Source organism: Paenibacillus amylolyticus, from assembly GCF_036894225.1.
Lineage (GTDB): Bacteria > Bacillota > Bacilli > Paenibacillales > Paenibacillaceae > Paenibacillus > Paenibacillus amylolyticus.
The window spans coordinates 2,464,910-2,481,420 of record NZ_CP145892.1; the positions used below are offsets into that span (position 1 = coordinate 2,464,910).

Genomic DNA, 16,511 nt, shown 5'->3' on the forward strand with positions numbered 1-16,511 from the left:
CATAACTTACCGCCTCAATCCTTTATGGCAAAACGCTAAGTTATATACACGTCACAACAACTATTGTACCCGACAGTATCCTGAATTATTGCTGCCCTTTGACTCTGACATTATCTTGGACGGAGAGGTTGCTTGCACCGATCCAGCGACTGGATTGAACGACTTTGAGGCGGTCATGAGTCGGTTCACCATTCGGCAGCACTCGAAGGTTCAGCAACTCACCAAGACATTGCCAGCCACGTTCGCCATATTCGATATCTTGCAGTCCAACGGTCACGACCTCCGTAACCTACCTCTCGTAGAGCGCAAGGCGATTCTGCAAGGGATCCAACTGCCATCTAGTAGTTTCGGAGTAGTACCGCATATTGACGGCGCAGGAGAGGTGCTATACGCCCAGATAGAGGCAATGGGGATGGAAGGTGTAGTAGGCAAGCGTAAAGACAGCCAGTACGTTAGCAGGCGGTCCAAGGATTGGTTGAAGGTTATTAACCAGTCCTATGCAGATGTGTTTATCACGGGATACAAAAAAGCTGAGTTTGGATGGTTTGCTGCCGTTCCAGATCCAACTGGCAGGATGCGTCCGGTAGGAATTATTGAGCATGGCCCGAGTCCAAAACATAAGAAGGCTTTTCGCGGAGTGAGCCAGCAACTAATAACTGGCGAAGACAAGAACAATGTTTATTTGGAGCCCCGTATACAGGCTAGGGTCAAAATGAGGAATTGGACCAAATCTGGTTTGTTACGTATACCCGTGTTTGATCAATTTATTTTCTGAGGTAATGCAAAAAAGGCTCCGCATTGAATTGCGGAGCCGATTTTATTGATTGCTTAGTATTCGCTCACTTCAAACGTCAAAACTCGATCAAATAGGATGTAGTCCTTGCGGCTCTTAAAGGGGCCTTTGTTATTATCATGCTTGTCAATTGCGTATGACGCCTTCCCGCTTCCTGCTTGTTTTGTTTCATACCAATCGATAAAGCTGTTAACTTCTTGCATGCTCAAATCATATTCTTTTTCAAGACCGGTTGTCATAGTCACAACAAGAATCGCACGATTACCCGATGGTTCCTCTGGTTCAATAACAGGTCCTTGAGGAGTTGCGGATGCTTCGTTTGAAAATTCAGATTCGACACTATCAATAATTGCGCTCACTACAAAATAATATGTGGTTCCATTAGTCAGTCCTGGAATAACAAAATTGCCATATTCATCTTTTGTCGCTGTTACTGTTTCTGTATACTTCCCTGACTCAGTGCCGTATCTTATTGTATAACTTTCAGCAGAGGCAATTTCGTCCCACTTCAAACCTACCTGAGTATTGCCCCCAGTAGCTTGAAGATTAAACTGAATAGGATTGGTAGATTCAGTTATGCCTAAGGTAAGTTCGTTAACATGAGCCCATGAAGCTGAACCATCTACTTCTACTTTAATACCATCATATTCACCTGGTGTAATTTCAATCGGATCTGTTACTGTAACTGATAGATTCACATACCTACTTACCTTGGAACTAACCGCTGTCCATTTTCCATCTTTCAGACCATAAATCGTGTAATAATTATTTGATTTAGGATTAGAATATGCGGCTATCTGAATAAAACTTAAATTAATAGGCTCAGGAAAAACATATTGAATAGTCCCCTTATAAGTCCCTGCATTCCAGAGAGTATTTAAATTACCATCAATAGAATTCTTTCCATAGTTCGAACTATATGTACCACTTACAGTTATCACTGTATCCTTGTGCGGGGATACTCCCTGCATTCCCTCTACAGTTAAGTATTCTCCTTCATCTGCGAATGCTACATTTAAGCTCAATAAAAACAAAATAAATCCCAACAAACATGTTTTCAATATTTTTCTGCTCATAAATTAATTCCTTTCATTAAAGTTTTAATGCACATATCATAAAGTTAATTATTTTCTCTGTCTAAACATAAACTTGCTGATCTATAAATATCATCTAATTTATTGCATTTTTATTTTATATTGGATGCAATTCTCCTCCAATCACCCGTTTCTATTCCTAAAAATCTGAGTAAACTATACATAGTATAGAGTCTCAAAGGAGGCATTTTCATGTGCGGTAGATTTACAATTACTGACCCTTTAGATGCAATTATGGACAGGTATTATGCTTCTGTTGCTGATAGCTTCGAGTACAAGCCGAATTACAATGCAGCTCCTATGCAATACATCCCTACCATAATTGGTAGTAAAGACGGGAATAGGTTGGGCAAGCTCCGATGGGGTCTGGTTCCATCCTGGGCAAAGGATGATAAGATCGGTAACAAGATGATTAATGCCCGAGCCGAGACATTGAATGAAAAGGCGTCTTTTAAACGCCTGATCAGCTCCAAGCGCTGTATTATTCCGACAAACGGATTCTATGAATGGCGTAAGGAAGGAACGGCAAAGCAGCCAATGCGCATCTTGATGAAGGATGACCGCGTATTCTCGCTTGCCGGCCTGTACGATACTTGGACAGATCCGGACGGGAACAAGCTGAGTACATGCACCATCATTACTACTGAACCGAATAGTCTCATGGAAGACATTCATAATCGCATGCCGGTTATTCTGCGCCCCGAGGATGAGGCGGAATGGCTTGGAAGAGATAATGATGATGTCCAATCACTTCTCGGACTTCTCAAGCCATATCAAGCGTCAGAAATGCGAGCTTACGAGGTGCCGAAGGAAGTCGGCAATGTGCGGAATAACAATGAGGAATTATTAAAGGAAGTAAATTAGATGCTCATTTGAGTGACACCATAGCGGTGGGCACTCTTTTTTTGTTTTAGATAACAGAAATTTATGGAAATACCTACATAGGTCTGATAGACTATTCTGGATTGATTTCATCGTTGAAGGAGTTTGTTATGATTCATAATATCAGTGAGATTTTTGGTATGGTATTCTTTGCAGGATTGATCTTAGCGTTATTTGTACTAGGCTTAATGGGTATTGCTGGAATGTTTCTTAATATCTATAGAAGATTGAAAGGGTTAAGGGCTAAAAAAACGGAACCTTGCAGATCTTGTGGGCATTCAATCTCAAGTTCTGCCATTGTATGTCCTAATTGTGGAGAACACTACGGACGAGGAAGTGGATTTGCTAATTCAATCATTGGTTGTTTTATCGTTGGATTTGTTTGTATTGGAATTGGTTTCTATGCCTTGTCAGAATTTCTCGAGACATTTGAAACCTTTAGTTTTAAATAGTAAATGTTACATAGTAAACAAGACTATTCTGGATTAATTACATAGTTGGAGGAACGTCATGTTTGAGCGTATAAACAATATAATGGGTAATTTATTTGGTATAGGAATCATTATCGCAATGTTTGTACTTGCAGTGCTAGCCTTTAAGGCAATGTTTAGAAATATAAAAAGAAAGTTCAAACCTAACTCTAACAACTTAATACATTGCCAATCTTGCAGAAGTGCAATATCTGGAGATGCTTTCATGTGTCCACATTGCGGACATCATTACGGGAGATCAAGCGCTGGTAATTCTATATTTTACTGTTTATTGGCCGGATGTGGTTTTTTGTTGGGGGCATTTTATGGTCTCCAACTCTTCTTTGAAGAAGAAGAGGTTCTTATTTTTTTCCAAACATACTTTAACTAATCGAATACCCAATAATAATGGAGCCATATATAGCTCCTATTTTGTACCCTAGATTCAAACGTGTCACGAAAGAATTTTTTCCCTGCCAACTTGACAGAGACTTGGCTATAGGCTTCTACTGATCGACCATAGTCAATGATGTGCTCTTGTTCCTCCAACACATGCCAAACCACCACCCGATCCTGGCTTAAAGCCGCCGTGAAAAATCGATATCCTCTTTTAATACTCTATATGTATGGTTCATCTTATTCACCTCATGTTGTTATTCTTCACAATCTGTCATATTTCCTCTCTTTCGATCTATTGTTTATACAGAATGTTGCCCCATAATATTCCGGCAATATTATGCAACGCTAGGTTTTCAGGGGCATATAGTTATAGCACGGAATAAAAGAGTACAGCACCCCGCACAGACCATTACCTGTTTTACGGTCCAGGGCCGCAAGGGTAGCACAAGCGGGAATGCTGTTCTTTTTGTTCTCAAATAAAAAAAACTCCTGCTATTTAAGCAGGAGCGTCAGAATGCTTGAAATTACCACTGATATTCTCAGTAGCTTTTCCAAGCTTTCTGGCGTGACTACTAATTCGAATCGAATTTTCATCGCGACTCCCCCTTTCCAACGGCGGACGCTTAAGCGCCCCAGCCCATTCTCGGGCAAGCCCGAAGAACAGAAAGTTGGTGGTGGTGAAATGAGTATATCACAGGTTCTCGAGCAGGTATATTAATAAAAAGGAAAAACCTACCTTCTTGTCGAATGTTGATGCCGAGGGAGGTGATATATTTGCCGAAAGTATTTGTGCATACTCATACAGCTCAAGATAGTGATTGGGAAAATGATTATTACGAATTCAGCAGGGTGCCGATTGAAGGCGAGGTATTCGCTCTTTCATCTGACTCCCCATGGTATGAGGTTGAGTTAGTAGTTCATACTCCATTCGAAAAGGGTCTGGCTGCAGAGGTTTATGCTGTTGAAGTAGATCATAACAAAATCATGAAGCAGAAATTGAATACTTCTAAAGCTACATTTGAATTTAAGTAAGCACCCACTGAGGTGCTTTTTTTTATTGCGCTCCCTTAATTCAACAGTAGAGTCCGGAGAGATCCGGAAAGATGGGCTTCGATTCCGCGAGGAAGCCTAAACTTATGGGAGTTTACTCAAGATTGGGTACACAAACTTTTTGATAATGAACAATTATGGCCAGCTACTCATAAAAGAAAGAGCAATGAGAAATGGAGAACTTATGAGTATGACTACAAGCAAAAAAAGCAATCTCTTCAATTTAAATGATTTGTACAGAAGGTTACCTAAAAAGCCGTTTATAAAAGGAAGGAAACAGGAATTAGAAATAATGATGATGTATGATTGGCTTCATGGAATTGAGGGCGACGAAGAGTATTGGGAGGAATACAAGTCTAAAGTGATCGAGAATTCTTGATTTCATTATATAAGGGGAGTAAATATGAAAGTGAGTCCGGAGTTTATGAAGCACCTAAACGAGCTATTGGACACTTACACACAGGACGTGAAGAGCGCGGGGTTAGAGCCGTCTACAGAGAAAATATATCTACTTCACGCCGATCATTTCGTGCGCTGGTGTAACGGGGACTTTATTCCTGGCGCTACATTAAAAAAGAATAACAAATAACAATATCAAATTGATGGAACTAAACAATAAGGGTCTTCACTAAACGAAGGTCCTTATTTCTGTCCATAAATCGGTCAGGATGTAGTGTACATTTAAGTATTATAAGAACAACGTACTCGTATTTTGAGTCTCAGAATTTCATATCATCCTGATCGGATGATGAGTCCCCTCGTCTTTATCTCATATTAGTTCTGTTACCCCTACCTTACTTATAGTAACCCCGCCAACGTGTACTCCCTTTTTGAGTATGTAAAAATTCCGCATCTGTCAGATCGATAGCTATGATTGGCAGTGAACAGTCCATTAAAAACTAGAAGGAAGTAAGCGCAAGATATGTGATTTGAAATCACATGGTGGAGAATGGAAAAACCTACGAAAAGTATTCTATCCACTTAACGGATAGTATCGAATAGGTGATGACCGTCAGATTGACGGGTATAACCTAATCCTACAAAGAAAATAACAATTATAAGAAAAGCAAAATGCTGATACAGCATCTTACATTTGATGTGGATAATTAAATCGCCGAGGGATGTGGGTTGAAAACACATCCTCCATACTGCTGGTGGGGGCGTAGTCGGACTTAATACATAATCTGTCTGCTGTAAAAGCAGTTTGCATATTAATGAAGGTAATTAACTTCGGACATGAAATTCGATTCGTAGAGAAGAGTCCTGGTGAGTGGTGGGCTGTGTTGTCTGATTTATCAACAGCACTGGGTTTGGTAGCCAAGAAGATAAAACAACGTCTACCAAAGGAGGTACTTTCAAAGCACCCCCTTCCTACAACGGGTGGCATCCAAGAAATGCTGATTGTTAACGAGTACGGAATTTACGAAACGGTGTTTGAGAGTCGCAAGAAAGAAGCTAAGGATTTCAAACGATGGGTGAAGCAGTTGATTCGTGAACTTCGCCAATCGACAGGGCTTGAAGGATTCCAAGTATTCCGAATGCTCGATAAGAATAAAACACACCCAATTCGCACCCAATAACGAATATGGTAATGAAATTCAATCGTTAGGAATGGATGAAAACCTTTATAAATAAGGGTTTAGACAACAAAAATAGGCCCTCTTTCGAGGGCCTATTTTTCATGGGAGAGGAGAAACCGGACGAAGAGCTTATGGGGAAACGTAAGTCTTCTCCGCGGTTGTCTACGACACTTGTGATGTCGATAATTATAGAATCGCCCGATTGTTTCCTTTTTATACATATGCGTCAACAATTCGTCAACAATCTTCCAAGGGAAATGAAGACCGCACATTTTTCAAACCGAACCCGAATGTGGTACGATAGTCGTATCAATAAACTTACATAGAGAAAAGGTGACTCGTCAAGTGAGAGTGGTATCTGGGAGTGCAAAAGGCAGGCCGCTGAAGGCTGTTCCTGGCACGGGTACGCGGCCGACCACCGACAAGGTGAAGGAAGCGTTATTTAGCATGGTTGGTCCTTATTTTGAGGGCGGCACAGCATTGGATCTGTTTGCAGGCAGTGGAGGTCTCGGTATTGAGGCGCTGAGCCGCGGCATGGACAAGGCTGTTTTTGTTGATTTGGAATCGAAAAGTATTGAAGTCATCCGCATGAATCTGAAGGCAACCAAGCTGGAAGACCAGGCGGCCGTATATCGTAATGATGCAGGTCGAGCATTGAAGGCACTCGCCAAGCGAGGCACAACGTTTGATCTGGTGTTTCTCGACCCGCCATATCGCATGAAGAACGGGCACGAGTTAATGCTGACCATGCACGAACTGGAACTTTTGGAACCCGAAGCAACCATCGTGCTTGAATATGAATCCAAACATGATTACCCTGAGCAATTCGGCCCGTTTGAACAAACGCGCAAGGCTTTGTATGGGGAGACGGCAGTATCCATCTATTATTATGCGCCTGAAGCAGTTGAAGATGGAGAATCCATTACACCGGAAGAGGAGGCTCCTCATGACTGAAATGATACATCGACAGGAACGGATCGCCGTATATCCTGGAAGTTTTGATCCCGTAACGATGGGTCATCTGGATATTATCGCCAGAGCGTCGAAGCAATTTGATCGCGTCATTGTGGCTGTGTTGAACAATATGAGCAAAAATCCGCTGTTTACGGTGGAGGAACGCAAGGAATTGATTACGGAAGTAACCCGCCATCTACCCAATGTGGAGGTGGATAGTTTCCGCGATCTGACAGCCAATTACGTCCGGCAAAAGGAAGCTCAGGTCATCGTTCGAGGTATACGCTCGGTAACTGATTTTGAATACGAGTTGCAATTGGCATCGACCAACAGCAAGTTGAACCCGGATGCGGAAACGATATTTATGATGACAAATCCGAAGTATTCCTATTTAAGTTCCAGTATCGTCAAAGAAATCGCTCATTATCATGGAGATGTTACAGATCTTGTCTCACCTGAAGTAGAAGCTGCGCTCCGTCAGAAAATCAGCGAGAAAACCGGCGGTTAAACCAGAAGGTAAGACCCGATAGACTAACCATGACTGCAAGAAGTAACGCAAGACCCATGCATGCAGCAGGGAAGACGCTCCAAATGGTGTTGATCGTGTATGTGTTACTTGGACTATGTATGAGTAGCCAACCAAATGGTGTTGAGAGGTCGTGCACTGCATTCGTCTGTAATGTGGTCCAGACTTCTGTGCTATAACGGCTGAACGGCATCCATAGGAACAGACTGATGAAAAAGGCGATTAATCCATGAGTCAGACGAACTCCAGCAAAGTACAACATCGATTTGCTGCCCGGACCAGTTGTTTTCAAGACAGCAGAGACTTGCAGATGGGAGCATAAACCACCCCATCCCAGAACGGCTGCAAGTAGAGACATGAGCAGCATGGGTGTTAATGAAGTCTGGCTCAAATGATAGGTGCCTAGGTGAATCTCAAAGAAAGCTGGCCACAGCGCAGCAGAGGACCCGGGAGTCAGATAAAGGGAGACCAACCGGATAAATACGGCAAAACCGATCATGTATCCCCCAGTCATCATTAAGGTCTGCACAGCTTGGGATACGGTGTCACCGAGCAGTTTGCCAAATCCTCTTCCATCACGACTATGTGCTTCCCTCGCTGCAATCATCATATCAGACCATATACTGCGTCGTTTTTTCGTAGCGTGGTGGGGGGCAGATGAGCGACTTGTGGAACTTGCAGGACTTGCAGACTGAGAATCAAGAGAGTTGTTATCTGTTTGCGCGGCTGTGGAGCCAACCCTGTTTGTCTGTTTACCCGGTGCTGGCAGGAGACGCGTGGCAAGAATGGCAGCAATCCAGCCGCTGATCCAGTGGACCACGAGTAGAAAATATCCGGCCGCTGGCTGGTGGAGAAAAGCAGCACCAACGACCAAAATGATCATCATTGGATTGGCAAAATGAGATGCCGCCGCAAGGACAACCGCCTGCTTGGCGGTAATTTGTCTATCCTGAAATAAACGGGATACCGCATCTGCTCCTGCGGGGAATCCGCCGCACATGCCAACGGCAATTGCCAGACCTGCGTTGCCTGGAAGTCTGAACCAGCGTTGCATTAACGGTCCGAGCAAGGCGCCCATCGCGTGGGTGAAACCAAACGCAGTGAGCATTTGGGATAACATGAGGAACGGGAGCATGGCAGGGAAGATGATTTTCCACCATATATCCAGACCTTGAATAGAGGCGTCAAACGCTTCTTTGGGGGACGCAACTACCGCAATGACCAACATTAAAGCGCCGGTACTTAGGATTATCGTTCGTAACGGGCCAGATTCTCTAACCTCGCTCTGTAATGTCATCGTTTCACCTCATATCAGATAACGCCTATTTGGCCTCTGAATCGTTATGGACGGCCGAATGACGCCCGAAGGGCGGTTCGGCCTTGACCGGACAGGCTATTGTATACAGCGGCCTATCCGGCCTGTACCATTGTATGCACAAGGACCAGAGTGTTAGACTTGAAAAAAATGATTAAACAAGATGGAATTACGATTGCTGATTAGTGTAGAGTTCAGCTTATATAGAGATACAAAGAACGGAGGCTCATGCGATGAATCGGATTCGGAAATCTGGCGGATTCAGAGCTTCGATCTTTGTGATCGTGGTGGCTCTGGTCGTCTATGTTGCCGTGTACATGCCAACGCCGTATATCATATATATGCCTGGCAGTGCAGATGAAGTAAAACCAATGGTAACCGTTAAGGGCGGAGACCAGGAAGAACACGGTGTGTTCATGATGACAACCGTGTCGGCAACATATGCCAATGTGTTTTTGCTAGGAACCTCTCTGTTCAATAAAAATGCTCAAGTGGATAAAAAGGAAGACCGACTGCGCGGCAAAAGCGAAGCGGAATACTCTGCCGAACAGGTGTGGTTCATGAGTGACTCACAATCCTCCGCAATGGAGGCTGCATATGAGCAGGCTGGTGTGACTTACTCTATTGTACCTGAACATATCTTTGTATTTGGACTGTCTGAAGATCCAAAACCGGAAGGAGACATTGCTCCGGGAGATATCATTCTGGGAGTGAACGGAACAGCTACGCCGGATAATACGGTGCTTTCTGCCGAGTTAAAAGATAAAAAGGTCGGAGATACGGTTGAAATGCAACTGGAACGTGGTGGAGAGACCATTAGCCGGGATGTGAAACTGATTCAGGTAAAAGACAATAAAACAGGTGAAACCCGCCCGGGACTCGGAGTAATGATTGGTACGGTTCAGAAGGTGAAAGCTGAAGAGCCAGACAAACAGATATCCTTTACCGATACTCAGGTTGGTGGTCCGTCTGCCGGCTTGATGTTTACGTTGGAGATCTATAACCAGTTAACACCTGGAGATCTGACCAAGGGGCATCGAATTGCGGGTACAGGTACCATTACCAAGGAGGGTGTGGTGGGTGCCATTGGTGGTGTAGTACACAAGATTGTAGCCGCTGATCGAAAAGAAGCGGAGATCTTCTTTGTACCTAAAGATAACTATAAGGAAGCAGCAGCCAAGGCTGAACAGATCGGCACCAAAATGAAACTTGTGCCTGTGAGCACGGTGGATGATGCGCTGGCTTATTTGAAAACCTTGTCCGTGAAATCATAGGTTATAATAGGGCGGGAAGAGATCGATTTGAGTTGAACCGGATGGATAAAGAACGGATGAAATCCGAATAATTGATTACAGTGGAATGAAACGTGACCAAGAGATTTGAGAAGATCAACAGACTCACTAGACCTAAAGGGGTAGAGATACCCAAAAGTTATAAGAGAACAAGAATTAAGAGAATAAGAGAAGTGAATAAGAGAAGTGAATAAGGAAATCCCCTTGTTGCGAGGTGCCTGAGCGGCGCGCAGCAAGGGGATTTTTAATTGTATATTTGATTAACGAATAGTGGATATCAATGATTTGTTTAATGATGGAACAAAGAGCTTCTTAGGAGATGAAGCCTTATGGTCAAAAGCGGATTACAGTCTCACAGGCGACTCATAGTAGTCACTGAACATCCTACGTGTGTCCCTGTGCTCGCAAGCGAGCCCATACGCAACCTGAGCTTGTATATCCAGTTCAAGTTGATTGTGTGTGAACGTCGATGGTTTCAGCACAACAGGCAGTGACGCGGTTTTCTTCATTTGTTTAAGCAGTCTCTGCCCTTGAGCATTAAATCCGAGGACTCGGAGATATCCGGGGCCGGCAGCCAATTGCTCTGGTGAACACTCGGCTTTGGTGTGATTCAGGAGCAAGTGGGCGAGCATACGCTGGAGTTTGGTGCGTGTGTATCGTTTGGTCTTCAGTGCATTCAGGAGTGCTTCGACTGAAGGCTCCGGGAGCTGAGCGAGTGCACGGCTCAGCCTGTGTTCCAAGCCTTCCGTGACTTCGGCGATGCGTTCCAGCTCGGAGGCACGTCGGGTGGCCGCGAGGTGCAACAGCGGCTGTGCAAAGCGCTCCCAGTGTATGGGAGCGCGCCCCTCTTGCCATTCGCGATGCAGAATGGCAAGAGTTGCCGCCGGCACGTATGGCGCGGCGGCGTCAGGTCCGTCCGCGATTAGCAGGCGGCGGACGGCTGTGGCACTGGCGATCGCCCCCGGCCCGGGCGTCGCCTCATGATACGCGGCACCGGTACGCGCCGCCGTAAAGGGCTGGATCGCGCTGCCAAGTCTTTGCAGCGCGATCAGGTAGTGCAGCCCAAGCGAATTGTTGGGCTGCTCCAGCAGTGCAGCGGCGTCGTGAGCATCGACGCCGCCGGGCGCCAGCGCCGCCGCCGCGCCAGCGTACGCGGCGGGGTAGCTGGCGCCTTCCCGCAGGCGGCGCGCGATGTCCTCGCGCATCCCTGCGGGCTCCACAGCCAGCACGCGCGCAATGCGCTGCAGGCTGTCCAGGTCGCCGGACTCGCTGCCAAAGCAGAGCGAGTCCACAATGCCGGTGCGGTGCAGCAGCGATACCGCACCGAAGGCAAACCACTCTGCCGGTTGGACTGCGTACGCAACCGGCAGTTCAAGCACGAGATCCGCGCCTGCGTGCAGCGCCATCTCGGTGCGTGCCCTTTTACCCACGATGGCGGGTTCGCCACGCTGGAGAAAAGGGCCGCTCATGACCGCAACAACGACGTCTGCGCCGCTTAGCCGCCGAGCTTCTTGCAAATGATAGACATGCCCATTGTGCAAGGGGTTATATTCAACAATGACGCCTACGGCTTTCATGATTAGACGTACTCCTTTCGATTGGATAACCGAGTATGTATTACATCCATTCCATCATAGGGGATGTCATGTATTAGATCAAATCATGCACCAATTTAGACAAGAAAAAGGCACAATTCCAACATCAGCAGATGTCAGACTGTGCCTGTAAATCTATTGTATATTACAGATTTTCGATAATCGGAGAACGGCTTCTTCAACTTAATAAATCAGCACGCTTTAGACACTTTCCGGCGCGGGAGATAGACTTGCTTTTGGTCCAAAAAATTCATAATGAATGTTGTCCGCTGCAACACCTAGCGCCTGAAGTTCCGTATACACTGCCCGCATGAACGAAACCGGTCCGCACAGATAATAAGTGGAATCCAGTTCATCGATCACTTGGCGAAGCCAGATCGCATCCATATAACCTTCCTTATGAAAATATTCATTTTCACGATCAGCATCCTCAGGTTGAGTATAACAATAATAAGCTTTAACGCCCTGATTACGTTTGGCCACACTGTTCACATGATCACGGAAGGCGTGCGATTGACCATTGGGACTTGCATGCAAAAATGTAATGGTGCGATTTTCGTTCAAGTTAACGAGCGTATTTAACATGCTGATCATGGGCGTTAGACCGACACCACCACTCAGGAGAACAACAGGCCGTTTATCGTCTGCATTCAGCGTGAAGTCGCCAGCAGGAGCGGATAGTTCCATCAGACTGCCTTCTTTAATGTGATCGTGGAGATACGTAGAGATAACTCCGTCAGGACGCTCTAATACACCTCGCTCACGCTTAACGGAAATGCGATAGTAGGGTTTACCCGGGGTATCTGAAAGGCTATACTGACGAATCTGGGTAAATGACTGTGCCTCTGATTTGATTTTGATACTGATGTATTGTCCCGGTTCATAACTGGCAATGGGCTGACCATCGTCTGGAACGAGGTAAAAGGACGTGATGACTTCACTTTCCTGCACTTTCTTGGCAACCTTGAAGGTACGAAATCCTTCCCAGCCACCCGTCTGGTTTTCCGCTTCCGTATACATGTCCTGTTCAATCCCGATAAAGGCGTCTGCAATGACATTATAGGCTTCGCCCCACGCCGTGATAATTTCATCCGTTGCCGCGTCTCCAAGTACATCTTTGATGGCTTGAAGCAGATAGGTGCCAACAATCGCATATTGCTCGGGAACGATACCCAGGCTGCGATGTTTATGTGCAACTTGCCGGACGGCAGGCAGGATGGAGGACAGATTATCGATATGCAGGGCAGCGGTGTATATCATATTGGCGAGGGCGGCTTGCTGTCGTCCCTGTTTCTGATTTGCATGATTGAAAATATTCAGTAGTTCCGGATGAGCTGCGAACATCGTTTCATAGAAATGGCGTGTGATCGCTTCGCCGTGGACTTCAAGTACGGGTACTGTAGATTTAATGACTCTAATTGTGTGCTCGCTTAACATACATTTTCCCTCCCGATATAATATGAAATAGTTGGATAATAAATCGGTCATGGAGCTGATCGTGCTTCGGTTTATAGCAAGTATAGATAGGGGACAAGCGGGTCTGTGTGATATAGATCACACTAAACGTTAACGAAATGTGACCGCTATTTGCAAGGAACTACAATTAAAATGACGACTTGTAGTTTATCTTGAAGTGAGTCTATAATAGACCAGATGGAGTAAACGGTTCTGGGCCATTGGTTTTAAAATAGGGTGTAAAGTTAAAAGTGTTGACAAACGTCTTGAAAAATCGGTATAATGATTTTTGTTTGTTAAGTCAATTTCATAATACTTTTAACGAAGATTCGTCAGAATACATACAGTTAGGATTTATTGCTTTACAAAAGCAGGCTTGACCTGTATAACTGTCGTGATACGTTTGATACGAATTATGAAATTGGTTTCGTTTGGAGTGATGGAAATGTTAATGCCATTTCGCAAAGTGGCTACCAGTGACGGTCCCCTGAAGTTTAACGAACAGTGGGAGATCAAGGAACTGGTTTCAAATCGACAAGATATCACAGCCGTTACCCCGCTGACTGCGGACTTATCTGCAGAATTCAGAGAAGGTGACGTTGTGGATGTTCATGGCAAGCTGACTGTAGGAGTGGACATGTTGTGCTCCCGTTGTCTCAAGCCAATCAATGAACATTTTCATATTGATTTTCATGAGCAATTCAAGCAGGGAAAACAGCCAAAGGAATTACACGAAGACGATGATACGCTCTATGTGGATGGAGATAGCGTTGATCTGAAGGGTTATGCCGAGGAAGCTTTTCTGCTGGATCTTCCGTTTATACCGCTATGTAGCGATACATGCAAAGGGTTATGCCCCAAGTGTGGCCATGAGCTGAACGAAGGTGACTGCGGTTGTGATAACGAGGTTATTGATCCGCGGCTTGCAGGGCTCAAGGATTTTTTTAAATGAGCATGATTGAAAATCGAACATTTTAAGACTACCTGCAAAGGTTGATTTTGATAAGGAGGTGGGAATAATGGCAGTACCTCAACGGAGAACGTCCAAGACGCGTCGCGACAAACGTCGCACTCACTTTAAATTGGCTGTACCGGGCATGGTGAAATGTGAACAATGTGGCGAACTTAAACTTAGTCACCACGTGTGCAAAGTGTGCGGAACGTACAAAGCAAGAGAGATCATCTCTCAATAATAGTTGGACATTAAGTAGCACTTCATTTCGATGAGGTGCTACTTTTTTTGGATTAGAGAGTGTAGGTAGAGTGAGCTAACAAGCATGAAATCCTTGCACTAGAAGGGTGAATTGTTTTTGTTAGGCCAGTCTTTCTTTTTGACACGGGATGAGATATACTATAGTTTAGTACCAGGTTCTAAGATTTGACGTTACATATAGATGAACCATAATCCGTTTGAGAACGACCCTGGTGACCAGGGATGCAACTATAGAAGCAACACGAAAGAATGGTTGAACTGGCCGGACGGGACGGTTCCGTAAACGATACAGCGGGGGGTGTCAGGCATCGAACGTGTACCGAAGAGACAGAGGCAACAGCAGTTAACCAGAATGATAGAAGAGAACCCGTTTGTGACGGATCAGGAACTTACACGCCAATTGAAGGTGAGTATTCAGACGATTCGTCTTGACAGGCTGGAACTTGGAATACCCGAACTTCGGGAGCGGATGAAACTGATGGCAGAGCTCTCGTATGATCAGGTACGCTCGTTGCCCTTGCATGAGATTATCGGTGATATTGTGGATCTGCAACTGGATAAGAGCGGGATTTCCCTGTTTGAGATTAAGGAAGAACACGTGTTTTCCAGAACAGGGATTGCACGCGGACACTATGTCTTTGCACAGGCCAACTCCTTGGCTGTAGCGATTATTAATGACGAGATCGCGTTGACTGCATCAGCAGACATTCGCTTTGTCCGTTCGGTTCATTTGGGAGAGAAATGTATTGCAAAGGCTTATGTGAGATCGATCCCGGGTCAAAAGGGCAAAGCCAAAGTGGAAGTATTCACTTATGTAGGTGAAGAAATGGTGTTTCAAGGCAACTTTGTAATCTACCATTCAGGTGGAGAAGACAGCGGAGAAGGAGGTCATTTGGAATGAAAATCGTCATTGATGCCATGGGAGGCGACAATGCACCTGCATCAACGGTAGAAGGTGCGATTGCCGCAGCCACGGAATGGGCGGATACACAGATCGTCCTGATCGGCGATGAAGCCAAGCTGGAACCTCTTTTGAGTCAGTCAGGTGTTAGACCTGCCAATCTTACGGTCCGGCATGCTTCCGAAGTTATTGGTTCGGATGATGAACCCGTCAAAGCAGTGCGTCGCAAAAAGGATGCCTCCATGGTGGTCGCAGGCCGTATGCTGAAAGAGGGCGAAGCGGACGCGATGATCTCGGCGGGCAATACTGGAGCGCTCATGACAGCGGGTTTGCTTGTTGTAGGTCGCATGGAAGGCATTGAACGTCCGGCGCTTGCGCCTATGATTCCAACGATTGATGATGTAGGTGTGCTTGCGCTGGATCTTGGAGCGAATATGGATGCCAAACCGGAGCACCTTGCACAGTATGGCCTGATGGGCAGTTTGTATCGGCAAAAAGTACAGGGCATTGAGTCCCCACGAGTGGGCTTGCTCAATGTAGGAACAGAGCCAGGCAAGGGAAATGAGTTAACCAAACATGCATACCCTTTACTGGATCAACTCCCAATTCGTTTTGTCGGTAATGTTGAGGCACGTGATGTGCTGACTGGTGCTTGTGATGTGCTTGTATGTGACGGTTTTGCAGGGAATATCCTGTTGAAGTCGCTGGAAGGCACAGCAGGTGCCATTTTCGCCTTGCTTAAGGAACAGTTTTCATCTTCTCTCAAAAGTAAACTGGCTGCAGCTGTACTAATGCCTGAGCTGCGTGGGTTGAAACGAAAGCTGGATTATACGGAGCATGGCGGAGCGCCACTCCTCGGTTTGAGCAGACTGGTTGTGAAAAGTCATGGATCTGCTGATGGCAATGCCATCAAAAATGCTGTGCGCCAAGCTCGGATTGCAGTGCAGAATCAGCTGGTAGAGAGCATATCTAAGGAAATTAGCGGGAAGTGA

At 45.4% G+C, this 16,511-nt stretch carries 19 protein-coding genes; 15 read left to right on the forward strand and 4 right to left on the reverse strand.

What is annotated here, in order from left to right; all coding sequences use genetic code 11:
• Position 1: 1 nt before the first annotated feature.
• Complete coding sequence (locus V6668_RS11100; RefSeq protein ID WP_338708926.1) at positions 2-775, forward strand: ATP-dependent DNA ligase; 774 nt, start codon at positions 2-4, stop codon at positions 773-775.
• Between the two features lie 53 nt (positions 776-828).
• On the opposite strand, the gene V6668_RS11105 is transcribed toward V6668_RS11100, so the two are convergent.
• Positions 829-1,869, reverse strand: coding sequence for a fibronectin type III domain-containing protein (locus V6668_RS11105; protein ID WP_338708435.1), 1,041 nt, complete (start codon positions 1,867-1,869; stop codon positions 829-831).
• 210 nt (positions 1,870-2,079) lie between these two features.
• Between V6668_RS11105 and V6668_RS11110 the strand changes: the two genes are divergently transcribed.
• From V6668_RS11110 to coaD, 9 genes are all read left to right on the forward strand, one after another.
• Positions 2,080-2,751, forward strand: coding sequence for an SOS response-associated peptidase (locus V6668_RS11110; protein ID WP_338708437.1), 672 nt, complete (start codon positions 2,080-2,082; stop codon positions 2,749-2,751).
• 128 nt (positions 2,752-2,879) lie between these two features.
• Positions 2,880-3,221 carry a hypothetical protein gene (locus V6668_RS11115; RefSeq protein ID WP_338708438.1) on the forward strand — a complete coding sequence of 114 codons (342 nt, stop codon included), beginning with the start codon at positions 2,880-2,882 and terminating at the stop codon, positions 3,219-3,221.
• 58 nt (positions 3,222-3,279) lie between these two features.
• Positions 3,280-3,630 (forward strand): hypothetical protein, encoded by a 351-nt coding sequence (locus V6668_RS11120; protein ID WP_338708440.1) that lies wholly within the window; start codon positions 3,280-3,282, stop codon positions 3,628-3,630.
• A 522-nt stretch (positions 3,631-4,152) separates the two neighbouring features.
• Positions 4,153-4,356: a hypothetical protein gene (locus V6668_RS11125; RefSeq protein ID WP_338708441.1), complete on the forward strand. Its 204-nt coding sequence runs from the start codon at positions 4,153-4,155 to the stop codon at positions 4,354-4,356.
• Between the two features lie 56 nt (positions 4,357-4,412).
• Positions 4,413-4,670 (forward strand): hypothetical protein, encoded by a 258-nt coding sequence (locus V6668_RS11130; protein ID WP_338708442.1) that lies wholly within the window; start codon positions 4,413-4,415, stop codon positions 4,668-4,670.
• Between the two features lie 145 nt (positions 4,671-4,815).
• Positions 4,816-5,067: a hypothetical protein gene (locus V6668_RS11135; RefSeq protein ID WP_338708443.1), complete on the forward strand. Its 252-nt coding sequence runs from the start codon at positions 4,816-4,818 to the stop codon at positions 5,065-5,067.
• 835 nt (positions 5,068-5,902) lie between these two features.
• Positions 5,903-6,268, forward strand: coding sequence for a BRO-N domain-containing protein (locus V6668_RS11140; RefSeq protein ID WP_338708444.1), 366 nt, complete (start codon positions 5,903-5,905; stop codon positions 6,266-6,268).
• Positions 6,269-6,613: 345 nt separating this feature from the next.
• Positions 6,614-7,222 (forward strand): 16S rRNA (guanine(966)-N(2))-methyltransferase RsmD, encoded by a 609-nt coding sequence (gene rsmD / locus V6668_RS11145; RefSeq protein WP_036609474.1) that lies wholly within the window; start codon positions 6,614-6,616, stop codon positions 7,220-7,222.
• Position 7,223: 1 nt separating this feature from the next.
• Entirely contained in the window at positions 7,224-7,730 is a 507-nt protein-coding gene (coaD, locus tag V6668_RS11150) for a pantetheine-phosphate adenylyltransferase (protein WP_085981453.1), read from the forward strand.
• On the opposite strand, the gene V6668_RS11155 is transcribed toward coaD, so the two are convergent.
• Complete coding sequence (locus tag V6668_RS11155; protein WP_338708445.1) at positions 7,708-9,045, reverse strand: nucleoside recognition domain-containing protein; 1,338 nt, start codon at positions 9,043-9,045, stop codon at positions 7,708-7,710. The genes coaD and V6668_RS11155 overlap by 23 nt on opposite strands.
• Before the next feature lie 251 nt (positions 9,046-9,296).
• Between V6668_RS11155 and V6668_RS11160 the strand changes: the two genes are divergently transcribed.
• Complete coding sequence (locus tag V6668_RS11160; protein ID WP_101313434.1) at positions 9,297-10,337, forward strand: SepM family pheromone-processing serine protease; 1,041 nt, start codon at positions 9,297-9,299, stop codon at positions 10,335-10,337.
• A 362-nt stretch (positions 10,338-10,699) separates the two neighbouring features.
• Here the strand turns inward: V6668_RS11160 and V6668_RS11165 are convergent, their stop codons facing one another.
• Both V6668_RS11165 and hmpA read right to left on the reverse strand, forming a co-directional pair.
• Positions 10,700-11,932 (reverse strand): nucleotidyltransferase, encoded by a 1,233-nt coding sequence (locus tag V6668_RS11165; RefSeq protein WP_338708446.1) that lies wholly within the window; start codon positions 11,930-11,932, stop codon positions 10,700-10,702.
• 219 nt (positions 11,933-12,151) lie between these two features.
• On the reverse strand, positions 12,152-13,387 hold the full coding sequence (gene hmpA / locus V6668_RS11170; protein WP_338708447.1) for an NO-inducible flavohemoprotein: 1,236 nt from the start codon (positions 13,385-13,387) through the stop codon (positions 12,152-12,154).
• A 463-nt stretch (positions 13,388-13,850) separates the two neighbouring features.
• Here hmpA and V6668_RS11175 point away from each other — a divergent pair, with 463 nt between their 5' ends.
• The 4 genes from V6668_RS11175 (at position 13,851) to plsX (ending at position 16,511) form a co-directional block, all read left to right on the forward strand.
• Positions 13,851-14,357 carry a YceD family protein gene (locus V6668_RS11175; RefSeq protein WP_047842456.1) on the forward strand — a complete coding sequence of 169 codons (507 nt, stop codon included), beginning with the start codon at positions 13,851-13,853 and terminating at the stop codon, positions 14,355-14,357.
• A gap of 67 nt (positions 14,358-14,424) precedes the next feature.
• The gene (rpmF, locus tag V6668_RS11180) at positions 14,425-14,598 is read left to right on the forward strand and encodes a 50S ribosomal protein L32 (protein ID WP_017689233.1); all 174 of its coding nucleotides are present in this window, start codon (positions 14,425-14,427) and stop codon (positions 14,596-14,598) included.
• 372 nt (positions 14,599-14,970) lie between these two features.
• The gene (fapR, locus tag V6668_RS11185; RefSeq protein WP_047842457.1) at positions 14,971-15,519 is read left to right on the forward strand and encodes a transcription factor FapR; all 549 of its coding nucleotides are present in this window, start codon (positions 14,971-14,973) and stop codon (positions 15,517-15,519) included.
• Positions 15,516-16,511: a phosphate acyltransferase PlsX gene (plsX, locus tag V6668_RS11190; RefSeq protein ID WP_338708448.1), complete on the forward strand. Its 996-nt coding sequence runs from the start codon at positions 15,516-15,518 to the stop codon at positions 16,509-16,511. The genes fapR and plsX overlap by 4 nt, the downstream gene beginning before the upstream one ends.